General features: G+C 64.4%; 12 protein-coding genes and 1 riboswitch. Of the genes, 7 read left to right on the plus strand and 5 right to left on the minus strand.

Annotation, left to right across the window (positions count from 1 at the left end):
- Window positions 1-230 precede the first annotated feature (230 nt).
- Window positions 231-497 carry a hypothetical protein gene (locus ACF8R4_RS23225; protein WP_013972506.1) on the plus strand — a complete coding sequence of 89 codons (267 nt, stop codon included), beginning with the start codon at window positions 231-233 and terminating at the stop codon, window positions 495-497.
- A 106-nt stretch (window positions 498-603) separates the two neighbouring features.
- On the opposite strand, the gene ACF8R4_RS23230 is transcribed toward ACF8R4_RS23225, so the two are convergent.
- The 4 genes from ACF8R4_RS23230 to cobW form a co-directional block, all read right to left on the minus strand.
- Window positions 604-1,170: a VWA domain-containing protein gene (locus tag ACF8R4_RS23230; RefSeq protein ID WP_060496950.1), complete on the minus strand. Its 567-nt coding sequence runs from the start codon at window positions 1,168-1,170 to the stop codon at window positions 604-606.
- Between the two features lie 101 nt (window positions 1,171-1,271).
- Window positions 1,272-2,282 (minus strand): ATP-binding protein, encoded by a 1,011-nt coding sequence (locus ACF8R4_RS23235; protein WP_156867493.1) that lies wholly within the window; start codon window positions 2,280-2,282, stop codon window positions 1,272-1,274.
- Between the two features lies 1 nt (window position 2,283).
- A complete protein-coding gene (gene cobN, locus ACF8R4_RS23240) occupies window positions 2,284-6,045 on the minus strand; it encodes a cobaltochelatase subunit CobN (protein ID WP_060496952.1) in 3,762 nt (1,253 codons plus the stop codon).
- Between the two features lie 3 nt (window positions 6,046-6,048).
- On the minus strand, window positions 6,049-7,116 hold the full coding sequence (gene cobW, locus ACF8R4_RS23245) for a cobalamin biosynthesis protein CobW (RefSeq protein ID WP_003247913.1): 1,068 nt from the start codon (window positions 7,114-7,116) through the stop codon (window positions 6,049-6,051).
- A 99-nt stretch (window positions 7,117-7,215) separates the two neighbouring features.
- Window positions 7,216-7,430: riboswitch (cobalamin riboswitch) on the minus strand.
- A gap of 100 nt (window positions 7,431-7,530) precedes the next feature.
- Here cobW and ACF8R4_RS23250 point away from each other — a divergent pair.
- The 4 genes from ACF8R4_RS23250 (at window position 7,531) to ACF8R4_RS23265 (ending at window position 11,213) form a co-directional block, all read left to right on the plus strand.
- Window positions 7,531-7,908 carry a glyoxalase superfamily protein gene (locus ACF8R4_RS23250; protein WP_060496953.1) on the plus strand — a complete coding sequence of 126 codons (378 nt, stop codon included), beginning with the start codon at window positions 7,531-7,533 and terminating at the stop codon, window positions 7,906-7,908.
- The gene (locus ACF8R4_RS23255) at window positions 7,905-8,264 is read left to right on the plus strand and encodes a hypothetical protein (protein ID WP_060496954.1); all 360 of its coding nucleotides are present in this window, start codon (window positions 7,905-7,907) and stop codon (window positions 8,262-8,264) included. The genes ACF8R4_RS23250 and ACF8R4_RS23255 overlap by 4 nt, the downstream gene beginning before the upstream one ends.
- Window positions 8,265-8,479: 215 nt before the next feature.
- Window positions 8,480-10,057, plus strand: a complete 1,578-nt coding sequence (locus ACF8R4_RS23260; protein ID WP_392493555.1) for an ATP-binding cassette domain-containing protein — start codon at window positions 8,480-8,482, stop codon at window positions 10,055-10,057.
- Window positions 10,058-10,193: 136 nt separating this feature from the next.
- The gene (locus ACF8R4_RS23265) at window positions 10,194-11,213 is read left to right on the plus strand and encodes a branched-chain amino acid aminotransferase (RefSeq protein WP_012272061.1); all 1,020 of its coding nucleotides are present in this window, start codon (window positions 10,194-10,196) and stop codon (window positions 11,211-11,213) included.
- Window positions 11,214-11,266: 53 nt separating this feature from the next.
- Here the strand turns inward: ACF8R4_RS23265 and ACF8R4_RS23270 are convergent, their stop codons facing one another.
- On the minus strand, window positions 11,267-11,701 hold the full coding sequence (locus ACF8R4_RS23270; protein ID WP_104834630.1) for a multidrug/biocide efflux PACE transporter: 435 nt from the start codon (window positions 11,699-11,701) through the stop codon (window positions 11,267-11,269).
- A 92-nt stretch (window positions 11,702-11,793) separates the two neighbouring features.
- Here ACF8R4_RS23270 and ACF8R4_RS23275 point away from each other — a divergent pair, with 92 nt between their 5' ends.
- On the plus strand, window positions 11,794-12,648 hold the full coding sequence (locus tag ACF8R4_RS23275; RefSeq protein ID WP_060497132.1) for a LysR family transcriptional regulator: 855 nt from the start codon (window positions 11,794-11,796) through the stop codon (window positions 12,646-12,648).
- Between the two features lie 146 nt (window positions 12,649-12,794).
- Complete coding sequence (locus ACF8R4_RS23280; RefSeq protein ID WP_060496957.1) at window positions 12,795-14,540, plus strand: hydantoinase B/oxoprolinase family protein; 1,746 nt, start codon at window positions 12,795-12,797, stop codon at window positions 14,538-14,540.
- The last annotated feature ends 11 nt before the right edge of the window (window positions 14,541-14,551 follow it).

A 14,551-nucleotide genomic window follows, 5' to 3' on the forward strand; every position in this document is an offset into this window, starting at 1 on the left:
GCATTTTTTTACAAAGCATCACGGGAATTTTCGCGTTTAATCGACATCACATGGCGGCGCAGGCAAGAACGGATCGACCCTGACAAAAAATTTTACATCCATTGTGTGACTTGCCCCCGGACAACGAGCATCAGTACACATAACCCCGCGCTGCGCTTCGCGATGATTGAGGCGACTTTGAAGCAACGCGGACTTAACTTCGCTGTTTGGGACCATAGAGAGACCGAACCATGAACGCCCCGCTCCGTGTCAACGAAGCACTGCTGATTGCCGACCACGCCTTCGAACCTTTCCAGTGCGTAGCCTGGGATGCACCCAACGGTACTGGTGAACTGAGCCTGGCAGTGATCGACCGGACCAGCACCCGCATCGGCAGCAAACAAGTGTCTTCGCGCATCTATTCAGACCCGGCCCAGTGGGCCAGCCTGATCGAGGAAGTGCGCGCCGAACTGTGCGAAAAAGGCTATGACCTGCAACCATGGTCGATGCCGAAGTAAGAGCGCCCGGCAAACCAAGTGCGTGCAACGCCACGCACTTGTTCGAATGCAAAGTTGCTGTTCTGGCAACTTTCTCCATTGCGACATAGTGTCGCGCCAATACCATTCAGTCCAAGACTTTGAATTGCTGCAAGTGCTGGTAATCAGCCTGCAATTGCTCGGCCAGGCACTGTGCCCGCCCAAGGCGAACGGGTGAAAGTTCCATATCCACCAATAATGTTGGACAGGGCATGGGCTGTACAGCGCTCCCGAGCTGCAGGCGACCGTCGGTAAACACCAGGCAACGCACCGCTTCATCCGGATGGGCACGTTGCCGTGCCTGTAGCCAATGCCGTGCCTGTTCCAGGGCGGCGATCAGCGGCGTGCCGCCACCGGCACCCAAGGCTTGTAGCCAAGGCTGCAAGGCCGCCGAGGCCTTCAGGCCGTGGCGCTGCCATTGTGGCGTGCGTCCGCTGGCGGTCAGCAGGGCCAGCCGGGCGCGCTGGCGATAGGCCTGGTCGAACAGGGCTGCCAGCAGCCCTTTGGTCTGCGCCAGTGCCTGATGGCGACGGGTCGAGGCCGAGGCATCGACAATCACCAGCCACAGCTCTACGGGTTTGGCCTGGCGCTGTTGCCAGCATAGGTCCTGGCGCAGCCGTGGTCGCCCTTTGAGCAAGGTCGGCAGCCAAGCCACCCGCCCGGCCGCAGCACTGCGGGCCCGGCCACGGCTGGCCCCGGCCTGCTTGCCCGCGCCTGGTCTGGCATCCGCCCCTTTGGCAGGTGGCTGGCGAATGCTCAGGGCTTTTTTGCCCAGTTCGGCACCTCACGGCGCGCGCCGCTGGCTACCGGCTGCGCCGGCAATGCCCCCCAGTCGCCCTGCCCGCCCTGTTCGCCGGGCCTGCTTGCACCCTGCTGTTCGGGCTGTTGCAGCGCCGATGGTGGATTGGCCTGGGGCGTAACGCGCCGGCGATGGCGCAAGGCAAACTCGGCCACCGCATCGACATCCGCTTCCTCGATGACCGCACCACCACGCCAAGCGCAATGGGCGCGTGCGGCACGCAGCCAGACCAGGTCTGCACGCAGGCCATCGACACCTGCGGCGTAGCAGCGCTCGGTGATCCAGGCCAGCGCCTGGTCATCCAGGGCAATGCCATTCAAGGCATGGCGCGCCGCCTGGCAGCGTTCGCGCAACTGCGCCTGGGCCGCAGCCCATTGTGCACAGAAGGCCTGCGGGTCGTTGTCGAAAGCCAAGCGGCGGCGAATGATCTGCTGGCGGGCGTCAGGCTCAGGCAGGCCTTCGAGGGCCACGTTCAGGCCGAAACGGTCGAGCAGTTGCGGGCGCAGCTCACCCTCTTCCGGGTTCATGGTACCGATCAACACGAAGCGGGCACTGTGCCGGTGCGAGATGCCGTCACGTTCGATGCGGTTGGTGCCACTGGCCGCCACGTCGAGCAACAGGTCGACCAAGGTATCGGGCAGCAAGTTGACCTCATCGACATACAACACGCCACCGTCGGCCTGGGCCAGCACGCCGGGCGAGAACTGCGCCTTGCCCTGCCCCAGTGCGGCATTCAGATCCAGGGTGCCGACCAGCCGTTCTTCACTGGCGCCCAGTGGCAGGGTGACGAACGGGCCCTCACCCAGCAGGTCGGCCAGGCCACGGGCCAGCGTACTCTTGGCCATGCCACGTGGCCCTTCGATCAGCACGCCACCGATTCTAGGGTCGATGGCGGTCAGGCACAGTGCCAGTTTCAGGTCGTCGGCGCCGACCACCGCCGCCAGCGGGAATTGTACGGGTTCACTCATTTCAAGCCTGTTCCTCGCCGTCGAGCAGTTGCTCCTCAAGGGCTTCGCGATACTCACCCGGTTCTTGCCACAGCCCACGCTGCTGGGCCTCCAGCAAGCGTTCGGTAAGGTCGCGCAGGGCCTCGGGGTTGTGCTCGCGCATGAAGTCGCGGGTTGCCGGGTCGAGCACATAGGCATCGGCCAGTCCCTGGTAATGATGGTCGTCGATCAGGTGCGTGGTGGCGTCAAAGGCGAACAGGTTGTCGACCGTCGCCGCCATCTCGAAGGCCCCCTTGTAGCCGTGGCGCTTCACGCCATCGATCCACTTGGGGTTGAGCGCACGGGCGCGGATGACCCGGTTCAGCTCTTCCTTGAGGGTGCGGATGCGTGGCCGGTCGGCCTGGCTGTGGTCGCCGTGGTAACTGGCCACGGCGGCACCGGACAAGGTTTCCGACGCGGCCAGCATACCGCCCTGGAACTGGTAGTAATCGTTGGAATCGAGCAGGTCGTGCTCGTGGTTGTCCTGGTTCTGCAACACCGCCTGCACCTTGGCCAGGCGTTGAGCGAACTGCGCGCGGGCCGGGGTGCCTTCGTCACTGGCGCCGTAGGCGTAACCGCCGTGGTTGAGGTAGACCTCGGCCAGGTCGTCGCGGCTGTGCCACAGGCGCCCGTCGATGGCGTTCTGTACCCCGGCACCATAAGCACCGGGCTTGGCACCGAATACCCTCCAGCCGGCCTGGCGTGCGGCCTGCTCGGCGTCCACACCTTGCGCTTGCAGCGTGGCACGCTCGCTGCGCACCCGGGCAGCCAGGGGGTTGAGGTCGTCGGGTTCGTCCAGTGCGGCGACGGCCTGCACCGCTGCATCGAACAGGCGGATAAGGTTACCGAAGGCATCGCGGAAAAAGCCCGATACGCGCAAGGTCACATCCACCCGTGGGCGGTCGAGCAGGCTCAACGGCAGGATTTCGAAGTCGTCGACACGCTGGCTGCCAGTGGCCCACACCGGCCGCACGCCCATCAATGCCATGGCTTGGGCGATGTCGTCGCCGCCTGTACGCATGGTCGCCGTGCCCCACACCGACAGGCCGAGCTGGCGCAGGTGGTCGCCATGGTCCTGCAAGTGCCGCTCAAGGATCAGGTTGGCCGAGGCGAAGCCCAGGCGCCAGGCCGTGGTGGTGGGCAGGTTGCGCACGTCCACGGTGTAGAAGTTGCGGCCGGTGGGCAGCACGTCGAGGCGCCCACGGCTAGGCGCACCGCTAGGGCCTGCGGGCACGAAGCGCCCGGCCAGCGCTGCCAGCAGGCCATTCATTTCGGCTGCGCCGCAAGCGTCCAGGCTAGGGGCTACCGCTTCGCGCAAGGCCTGCACCACCTCGTGCACAGGCTGCCATTCGTTCTGCTCGGGTAGCGGTACCGTGCCCGCCAAGGCCTGGCTGGTCACTTGAAGTGCCAACAGCTCAAGGCGCTCGCGGGTATCTCCACAGGTGCGCCACGGATCGCTGCTCATGGCCTGCAATTGCGCTGGGCGTGCGCCCTGCCAGGGCTGCCCAAGCTCACAATCGAGCGGATCGAAGCCCGGCACCAAGGCCTTGGCCAGGGCACGCAACAAGCTGGCATTGCCGCCGCGCCCGTCGCCCCGTTCAACCCGTAACAGTGCCAACAAGGTATCCAGGCGCAAGCGCCCTTCGGGCGACTGGCCGAACACGTGCAGGCCATCGCGAATCTGCGATTCCTTCAGGTCGCACAGGTAGGTGTCCAGGCGCGGCAGCCATATGGCGGCATCGTCCAGCTGCCCCTCCAGCTGCAGCTCGCGGTCGATGTGGTTGGCCTTGACCAACTCCAGGATGTCGCGCTGCAATTCGCGGGCACGCCGTGGGTCGAGCATCTGCGCTTCATAGAACTCGTCGGCCAGCTGCTCCAGGTGGCGCAACGGGCCATAGGTTTCGGCGCGGGTCAGCGGCGGCATCAGGTGGTCGATGATCACCGCCTGGGTACGGCGCTTGGCCTGGGCGCCCTCGCCGGGGTCGTTGACGATGAACGGGTAGATGTTCGGTAACGGGCCGAGCAAGGCGTCTGGCCAGCACTGCGCCGACAAACCGACGCCCTTGCCGGGCAGCCATTCGAGGTTGCCGTGCTTGCCGACGTGGATCACTGCATCGGCGGCGAAGGCATGGCGTAGCCAGAAGTGAAACGCCAGGTAGCCATGCGGCGGCACCAGATCGGGGTCGTGGTAGACCGCGCTCGGGTCTACTTGGTAGCCCCGGGCCGGCTGAATGCCGACAAAGGTCAGGCCATAACGCAGGCCGGCCACCATCAGCCGCCCACTGCGGTACATCGGGTCCTGCTCGGGCGGCCCCCAGCGCTCCAACACAGCCTGGCGGTTGGCCTCGGGCAGGCGCTCGAAGGCGGCCTGGTAGTCGGCCAGGCTCAGGCTTTGGGCGCAGGGGCGCAGGTCCAGGTGGTCGAGGTCGTTGGTTACGCCGCCAAGCAGTTGGTGAATCAGTTGTGTGCCGCTGCCCGGCAATTCGGCCAGCGGATAGCCCTCGGCCTGCAGTGCCTTGAGAATGTTCAAGGCGGCGGCAGGTGTGTCCAGGCCGACGCCATTGCCAATGCGGCCATCGCGGGTTGGGTAGTTGGCCAGCACCAGGGCCACGCGCTTCTGCGCATTGGGCAGGCGCGCCAGCTCAACCCAGCGGCGGGCCAGCTCGGCCACGAAGTCCATGCGTTCGGGGTGGGCGCGGTAGCACACCACATCGGACTGGCTGCGCTCGCTGTGCCAGGCCATGTCCTTGAAACTGACCGGCCGGGTGATGATGCGCCCATCCAGCTCAGGCAAGGCAATGTGCATCGCCAGGTCGCGCGCGCCCAACCCCTGCTCGCTGGCTTCCCAGCCGGGCTGGTTGTCCTGTGCGCAGATGGCCTGCAATACCGGGATGTCGCGGCGGAACGGGCGCAGGTTGGGGCGTTCGGGGCTGGACAGGGCAAAACCGGTGGTATTGACCAGCACTTCGGCGCCGACCTCGTCCAGCCAGGCTTCGACCTGCTCCAGGCAAGCGCTTTCCTTGAGGCTGGCCACCGCGATCGGCAACGGGTTCAGCCCGGCAGCCTGCAGGCGCTGGCAGAACACGTCGACAAATGCGGTGTTGGCGGCCTGCAGGTGCGAGCGGTAGAACAGCAATGGCGCTACCGGGTGCTCAGGGTGCCAATGCGGGTACCAGTCTTCCAGCGTGGTGCTGCCCTTGGCCGGGTGATACACCGCCGTGCGCGGCAAGGGCTGCGGCTCCTCCCAGGCATAGTCACGGCCCAGCCACTGACTGGCCAGGCAGTTGAACAGGTTGATGGCGTTGGTCTTGCCGCCCTGGCGCAAGTAGTGCCAGAGGCGCTCGGCCTGCTCGCCAGCGACAGTGCCCAGGGCGGTCAGCTCCGGGTCCGGGCGGTCATCGCCCGGCACCAGAATCAGCTGCACGCCACGGGCGGCCAGCTCGACCAGTTGCTCAACGCCATAGCGCCAGTAACCGACACCGCCGTGCAGCGACACCAGGATGACTTTGGCATGGCGCAGCACCTGGTCGACATACAGGTCGACCGACGCGTGGTTTTGCACCTGCATCGGGTTGGCCAGACGCAGGCTGGGGAAGTCGTCTGGCAATTGCTCGGCGGTATCGGCGAGCAATGCCAGGTGTGAATCGCCGCTGCAGAGAATCACCAGCTCGGCGGGTGTCTGGCCGAGGTCGGCAATGCTGTCATCCGGCACGAAGCCGCCGGGCTGGGTCCGCAGCAGGTGCATGGGTCAGGCGCCCAGGGCCTGGCGCAGGCGCGCTTCCAACTGGGCTGCGTCAAGGTCCTGGCCAATCAGCACCAGGCGGGTGATGCGCGGCTCGTCAGCACGCCAGGCGCGATCGAAGTGTTTGTCGAAACGGGTACCCACGCCTTGCACCAGCAGGCGCATCGGCTTGCCCGGGATGGCGGCGAAGCCTTTGGCGCGCAGGATGCCGAACTCCACCACCAGCTGGGTCAGGGCGTCGAGCAGCAGGCTTTCGTCGGCTTCTGGCAGGTCGATGGAGATGGAGTCGAAGGCATCGTGGTCATGATCATCATGGTCGTCACCGTCGTGGTGCGAGTCATGGTGGGTACGGCGGCCATCGATGTGTGCCTCGGACTCGGCGCCCACGCCCAGCAGCACCTCCAGCGGCAGCTTGCCGCTGCTGGCTTCGATCACCTTGACGGCTGGCGGCAGCTCTTCGGCCACTTCGGCACGGACCTTGGCCAGGCCTTCGGCGTCGATCAGGTCAGCCTTGTTCAGTACCACCAGGTCGGCGCTGGCCAACTGGTCGGCGAACAGTTCGTGCAGCGGCGATTCGTGGTCCAGGTTAGGGTCGAGCTTGCGCTGGGCATCGACCTGGTCCGGGTAGGCAGCGAACGTGCCGGCAGCCACGGCCGGGCTGTCGACGACGGTGATGACCGCATCGACGGTGCAGGCATTGCGGATTTCTGGCCACTGGAAGGCTTGCACCAGCGGCTTGGGCAGGGCCAGGCCGCTGGTTTCGATCAGGATGTGGTCCAGGTCACCTCGGCGTGCCACCAGCTCGCGCATCACCGGGAAGAACTCTTCCTGCACGGTGCAGCACAGGCAGCCGTTGGCCAGCTCGTAGACGCGGCCACTGGCTTCTTCTTCGGTGCAGCCGATGCTGCACTGCTTGAGGATTTCGCCGTCGATGCCCAGTTCGCCGAATTCGTTGACGATGACCGCAATGCGACGGCCCTGGGCGTTGTCGAGCATGTGGCGCAGCAAGGTGGTCTTGCCCGAGCCGAGGAAGCCGGTGACGATGGTGACGGGGAGCTTGGCCAGTGTTTTCATGTCGCAGTGCCCTTGGCAGTGTGGCGCGGGCATGCAGGACGACAGCCACGGGCCAGGCCGGCCGAGCTTGTTCGCCACCGGATCACCCCGCCCGGTTTAAAGTCGAAAACGTGACGAGGCAGGTCTCCTGGCTCGCACCGTTCCATAGGCCTGACAAACAGCAGGCGGTGGCGGGATGACGCCTTCCCGCGCGCGGGCGCAGTGGCTGTGTCGATCCGTTATCGGTGCTTACAGTTGCGGGGGCAGCCGCGGCTTGTACCGCGTTCCCGTCTTAGCTTCGGCCTGGCCGAAGAACCTCGAAGTGGCAAGGCTACGCAGTGGCTGGCGGGTGGTCAACCGTTGCGCAGGGCTGGCTGACCACAAGGCACCCAACTGCGTTACAGTGGCGCCTTCAAATACGTTCAAGGATGCCCCATGCACCTCGCCCCCGCCATACCGGTACTGCGCATCTTCTCGGTCGACAAGGCCAAGGAGTTCTACCTTGACTTCCTCGGTTTCAGCGTGGACTGGGAGCACCGCTTCAGCCCGGACCTGCCCCTGTATGTGCAAATTCACCGCGACGGGCTGATTTTGCACCTTTCCGAGCACCACGGTGATGCCTGCCCCGGCTCCACCGTGTTCGCCCGCATCGACGACCTGCGCGCGCTGGAGCGTGAACTCCAGGATAAACAATACGGCTACGCTCGCCCCGAAGCCGAACGCCTGGACTGGGGCCTGCAGATGCAGGTGTATGACCCGTTTGGCAACCGCCTGCGCTTTTGCCAGCAGATCGATGACGAGGCCAACCCTTGAAAGCGTTGGGCAAGCGCGAAATGGCCCGGTTGGAGCGGGAACTGGTGGCGTGCCTGACCGAAGCCTGCGAAACCGCCAAGGCGGAAATCGTCGGTTTCAGTTGGCTTACCCACCGGCTCGACCCCGAGGATTTTCCGGGCAGCCTGCGCGTGACCTGGGTGTTCGAGCAAGAGGCCGACAAAACCGCTGCCGTGGCAGGCCAGGCGAAGGCGCGCATGCTGGCACTGACCAGCCAGGCGTTGGAGCAGGCAGAAATACAACTGGATCACCCTGCCTGGCACGTGCGCTTCGACAGCGAAGAGGCCTGCGCGCGCGGCCACGCCGGCGACTGGGGTAGCCGCTTGGCTGGGCGTTAAACCGAGTAAAGCACCCGCTCCCACAGGATCCGAGGCGCGCTCACGGGCGACGACCAATACTCAAGCTTTACCCGTAATCTCCAGTTCGTTAGGCTCTACATTCCCCAACAAAGAGGTGTTCGTCCAATGCGCCACTGATGCCGCCGTCCCCTTCGACGGCCAGTCTTCAGCCTCCGGTTCGCTCCGGAGATGTCGCGGCATTTGTGGAGTTGTGCATGACGAACACGTCAATCCTGACGCTGGACAGCGTCTCCCTGACCTTGCCGGATGGCAGGCAGCTGTTTACCGACCTTAACGAAACCTTTGACCACCGCCGCACTGGCCTTGTCGGGCGCAATGGTGTGGGCAAGAGCTTGCTCGGGCAGATTCTGGCCGGCCAGCGCGAACCGAGCAGCGGCCATTGTCGACGCCTTGGCCGTATTCACCTGCTGAACCAGCAGGTGATCGGGCAGAGCGCCACGGTTGCCGACCTGGCCCAGGCCGGCACGCTGATCGCAGCGCTGGCGCGTATCGAGCAAGGCAGCATCGAGCCCCAGGATTATGACACCGTAGGCGAGCGCTGGGATATCCGCGAACAATTGCAGATACACCTGCAACGCCACGGCCTGGGGCACCTGAACTGGCGCCAGCCCGCCAGCAGCCTGAGCGGCGGCCAGGCCATGCGCGTGGCGCTGATTGGCGCGTGGCTAAGCAATGCCGACTACCTGATTCTTGACGAACCCAGCAATCACCTGGACAGCGAAGCCCGCGCCCAGCTGCTGGGCATGATCGAAGCCTGGGACCGGGGCCTGCTGGTGATCAGCCACGACCGCAGCCTGCTGGCACACATGGTGCGTATCGTCGAGCTGTCCAGCCTGGGGTTGCAGGCCTATGGCGGCAATTACAGCTTCTATACAGAACAAAAGGCCAGCCAGACAACCCAGGCCCAGCAGCAACTCGCCCGGTTGAAGCAGGCGCAGCAACGCCAGGCCCGTGAACTGCAACGCCAGCGCGAAGACCTGGAGCGCCATCAGGCCCGGGCCGGGCGCCAGGCCAGGCACGCCAATCAGGCCAAAATTCTTGTCGATCGCCAGCACGAGCGCAGCCAGGCCACGGCGGGCAAGCAGCGTCGCGCCCACGGCGAAGCCCGGCAGGCCCTGCATGACCAAGTGCGCGATGCCGCCCGCAAGGTCGAGCAGGACACCGCCATTACCTTGCATGCCCCCACACCTCAGCGCCATGCAGGCCGCGAAGTGCTGGCCCTCCAGGCGCTTCGCCTGCCCCGTGGCACCCGCAAACCGATCGACCTGCGCGTATGCCTGGGCCAGCGGGTGGGTTTGGTCGGTGCCAATGGCAGTGGCAAGTCTACCCTGCTCAGGCTGCTGAACGGGGAATTACCGGCATCGCCTGACAACGTGCGCCTCACGGGCGAGACGGCCCTGCTCGACCAGCATTGCAGCACGCTATGCGGCCACAGCAGTGTGCTCGACCACCTGGGCAAGGCCAACCCGGCAATGGCGCAGGGCGAATTACGCAGCCGCCTGGCCCAACTCGGGCTGGATGCGGCCCGTATCGAACTGCCCAGCAGCCTGCTCAGCGGCGGAGAACGGATGAAGGCGGCACTGGCCGCCGTGTTGTACCGCGAACGGCCGCTCGACCTGTTACTGCTGGACGAACCCGGCAACCACCTGGACCTGCCGTCACTGGCCGCACTGGAGCGCATGCTGGGGCAGTTTGGCGGGGCGCTCATGGTGGCATCCCATGATGCAGTACTGCTGCAAAACCTGGCGCTGGATGAGTACCTGCAGTTGTAGATACCGAAAAAAATGCATCGCAGGCTATCAATTCGTGACTGGCCGTTCCCGATCCGCCACGGATGTATTATGGTGGCGTGGTGCGCATATAACAGCAGCCCGAGCGATCGGGCACTTGCAAGACAATGAGGGTGTCATGAGCAACGAAAGCATTAATTGGGACAAGCTGGGTTTCGACTACATCAAGACCGACAAACGCTACCTGTCCGTATGGCGCAATGGCGAGTGGGACAAGGGCACCCTGACCGAAGACAACGTACTGCACATCAGTGAAGGCTCCACTGCCCTGCACTATGGCCAGCAGTGCTTCGAGGGCCTGAAGGCCTACCGTTGCAAGGATGGCTCGATCAACCTGTTCCGCCCGGACCAGAACGCCGCCCGCATGCAGCGCAGCTGCGCCCGCCTGCTGATGCCGCACGTGCCCACCGATGTGTTCATCGAAGCGTGCAAGCAAGTGGTCAAGGCCAACGAAAAGTTCGTGCCACCGCACGGCAAAGGCGCCCTCTACCTGCGCCCGTTCGTGATCGGCACCGGCGACAACATTGGCGTGCGCACCGCCCCCGAGTTCATCTTCTCGGTATTCGCCATCCCGGTTGGCTCGTACTTCAAGGGCGGCATGAAGCCGCACAACTTCCAGATCTCCAGCTTCGACCGCGCCGCCCCACAAGGCACCGGTGCGGCCAAGGTCGGTGGCAACTACGCCGCCAGCCTGCAGCCAGGCGCTGAAGCCAAGAAGGCCAACTTCGCCGACGCCATCTACCTCGACCCACTGACCCACACCAAGATCGAAGAAGTCGGTTCGGCCAACTTCTTCGGCATCACCGCCAACAACGAGTTCGTGACCCCGAAATCGGCCTCAGTACTGCCAGGCATCACCCGCCTGTCGCTGATGGAACTGGCACAATCGCGCCTGGGCCTGACCGTGATCGAAGGTGATGTCGAAATCAACAAGCTGGACCGCTTCATCGAAGCGGGCGCTTGCGGCACTGCTGCGGTGATCACCCCGATCGGCGGTATCGAGTACAACGGCAAGCTGCACGTGTTCCACGACTTGGAAAAGGTCGGCCCGGTTACCCAGAAGCTCTACAACGAGCTGACCGGTATCCAGAGCGGTGACGTTGAAGCACCGGCAGGCTGGATCGTCAAAGTCGCCTGAGGCGCTTTAGCAGTATGAAAAACGGGGCATGCCAGCAATGGCATGCCCCGTTTTTATTGGCCAGCAAGGCGCCGCTGCATCAGCAAATGCCGAGCTTTGTCGAACGCCCAGTTGTACAACACGGTGTAGGGCAGGATGATCACGAAGAAGCCCAGTTCCACCATGAACGCCTGCAGCAGCGAGATATCCAGCATCCACGCCGCCACCGGCAAGCACCACACCACCAGCCCGGCCTCGAAGCCCAGACCGTGCACAAAACGCGCACTGGCCTTCCAGTGGATACGCTCGGTCTGTACCCAGCGATCGACCAGCGCGTTGTAGACCATGTTCCACAGCATGGCGATCACCGACAGGGTGACCGCCAAGGCCCCCGCCGTCGCCAGCGATTTGCCCATTACCCAGGACAACAGCGGCGCACACAACAACACCGCGAACACTTCGTAACCTACGGCGTGAACCAGGCGCTCGGTGAAAGACACGTTTTTCATTGCAAAATCCATCCATTGCGTAAGTCGTGCTTTCCATTTTCTTTGGTAAAACTGATACTCGCGACATAGTTACCATCGGTTTTATCAATACCATGCGCTACTCACCCGAAGCTCTGGTTGCCTTTGTCGAAGCCGCATCGCTCGGTTCGTTCTCCGCTGCGGCGCGCAAACTGCGCAAAAGCCAGTCCACCGTCAGCATTGCCATTGCCAATTTCGAGGCGGATATTGGCTGCCCGCTGTTCGACCGGGGTGGCCGCCACCCCACGCTGAATGAGGCGGGCCGACAGGTGCTGAGCCACGTGGAGGCCATTCTTGATGCCAGCGCCCAGCTCGATGCCTTGGCGGTGCGGCTGGCGGAAAACGTGGAGCCGTTGGTGTCGGTGGTGATGTCGGACAGCTACAGCGTCACCTTCCAGGGCGCGGTAATGGCCCGTTTCGCCGAGCACTATCCACATACCGAATTGCGCTGCGGCCCAGCGGAGGACGCTGATGTGATCGACATGATCCAGCAGGGCCTGGCGCATGTCGGCATCCTTGCCACGCAACCCGGCTACCCCGCCGACGTTGCCGTTGCCCGCTTGCCCGAACAGGCGGAGTTTGGTGTGTATGTGGCCAGCGGGCATCCGCTGGCGGGCCTTGGGCAGGTGCAAACACAGCACCTCGAAAACGCCCGGCAGCTGTACATCAAGACCTACGCCCCCAGCCTGCATCACGGCCGTGGTCAGGCTTGGTCGGCACCGGATTACCTCACGTTGCTGGAGTTCGCCGTGCGCGGGTTTGGCTGGGCCGAGCTGCCGAGGGCGCTGGTGGCAAGGTTTGGCATCGAGTTGGTGGAGCTGCAGATGGCGGGATACCCGCGCCGTGTCAATATGGATGTGGCCTGGTCTAGCCGGCGGGCGTTGGGGCCGGCGGGGCAATGGCTGGTACGGCAGATGCTGGGGCGGTAGCCCTTCTTTGCCCCCTTGTGCACCAAAACGCAAGATCCAGTACACCCAGCGACAAGCCTTCCCCCCACCCTCCCCCTTAGCCTGTCACCACGCGCCGCCCCCGCTGCGGCACGCACCCAAAGCACAAGAACAAACGTTGGTGACCTATGCAGACAGTAGATCCGATCACCCTTGCGGTTGTCCGGGGTGCGCTGGAGACAGCGCAACGCGAAATGACCCTGACCCTGGAAAAGACCGGCCGGTCCAGTGTGTTCAACCTGGCCCACGACTATTCCAACTCGCTGTTCGACCACCTGCCGGAAATGATCCTGCAGGGCCAGGACATCCCCATTCACCTGGGCTCGCTGATCCCGGCCATGAAGTGCGTGGCCGAGTTCTTTGGCGACGACATCGCCGAAGGCGATGTGATCTACCACAACGACCCGGCCTACAAGGGCAGCCATATTCTCGACTGCTGCATGTACAAACCGGTGTACTACCAGGGCGAGCTGGTGTTCTGGACCGTGTGCAAGGGCCACCTGACCGACATCGGCGGCCCGGTGCCTGCCGGCTACAACCCCGACGCCAAGGAGATCTACGCCGAGGGCCTGCGCATTCCACCCGTCAAGCTGTGGGAAAAAGGCAAACGCCGCGAAGACGTGATCAACTTCATGCTCACCAACATGCGCGCACGCCCCTTCCAGGAAGGCGACCTCAATGCCCAGTACGGCGCTTGCAAGGTGGGCGAGCGGCACTTGCTGGAGCTGCTCGACAAGTACGGCGTGGTCCAAGTACGTGCCTGCATCGCCGAGCTGAAGGACATGGCCGACCGGCACATGCGCGCGCTGTTGCGCGACGTGCCGGACGGTGATTACAGCGGCACCGCCGTGCTCGAAGATGCTGGCCACGGCCTGGGCGAGCTGGCCATCACCGCCCATGTGCAGATTCGCGGTGACCAGGCCCATGTGAGCATCGACAGCCCGCCACAAGTGCCCTACTTCATCAACTCCTACGAGGGCAACTCGGTGTCGGGCGTGTACCTGGGGCTGATGATGTTCGCTCAGGTGGCGCCGCCCTACAACGAAGGCCTGTACCGCTGCGTCACGGTCGATGTCGGGCCCAAAGGGACCCTGTGCAACGCCGAAGAACCGGCACCCCACGTCAACTGCACCACCACGCCGATGGAAACCCTGGCCGATGCCGTGCGCACTGCGCTGGAGCAAGCCTCGCCACAACGGGTGACGGCCTCCTGGGGGCATACCAGCGGTATCAACATTGCCGGCCATGACCCGCGCAACGGCAACAGCGAGTACGTGACCATGGTGCTGGCCTCGATCATTGCCGGTGCCGGTGCCAACAAGGTGATGGATGGCTGGCACGCGTGCGGCCCGCTGTGCTGCTTCGGCGCGCTGATGAGCGGTGACATCGAGCTGCTGGAACATGCCTACCCGGTGCTCATCCACCGCTACAGCCTGATGGCCGACAGTGGCGGCGCTGGCGAGTTTCGCGGTGGCTCGGGCACCCGGCTGGAGATCGAGCCGCTGGACCACGCCATGACCGTGGTCGGCTTCGGTGAAGGCCGGCAACTGCCCACCGCCGGTGCCGCCGGGGCACGCAATGCGCTGCTGGAGCCCAAGCTGGGCAGGCTGATCCACCGCCACGCCGATGGCAGCGAAGACCACTACACGCAAAACCCGATGCTCACCCTGCAGCCCGGTGAGCGAATCATCAACATCAACCCCGGTGGCGGTGGCTACGGCGACCCGCTGCGCCGGCCGATTGCCGCCGTCCTGCAAGACCTGCGCAACGGCCTGGTCTCGCCCCAGGGCGCAGCCCTGGAATACGGCGTGGTCGTCGATGCCGATGGCCAGCTGGATGAACCCGCAACCCGCCTTGCCCGCGCCCCGCACTGACCGGAGACCCA

The sequence above is a fragment of the Pseudomonas sp. FYR_2 genome (assembly GCF_043106425.1).
Classification (GTDB): domain Bacteria; phylum Pseudomonadota; class Gammaproteobacteria; order Pseudomonadales; family Pseudomonadaceae; genus Aquipseudomonas; species Aquipseudomonas monteilii.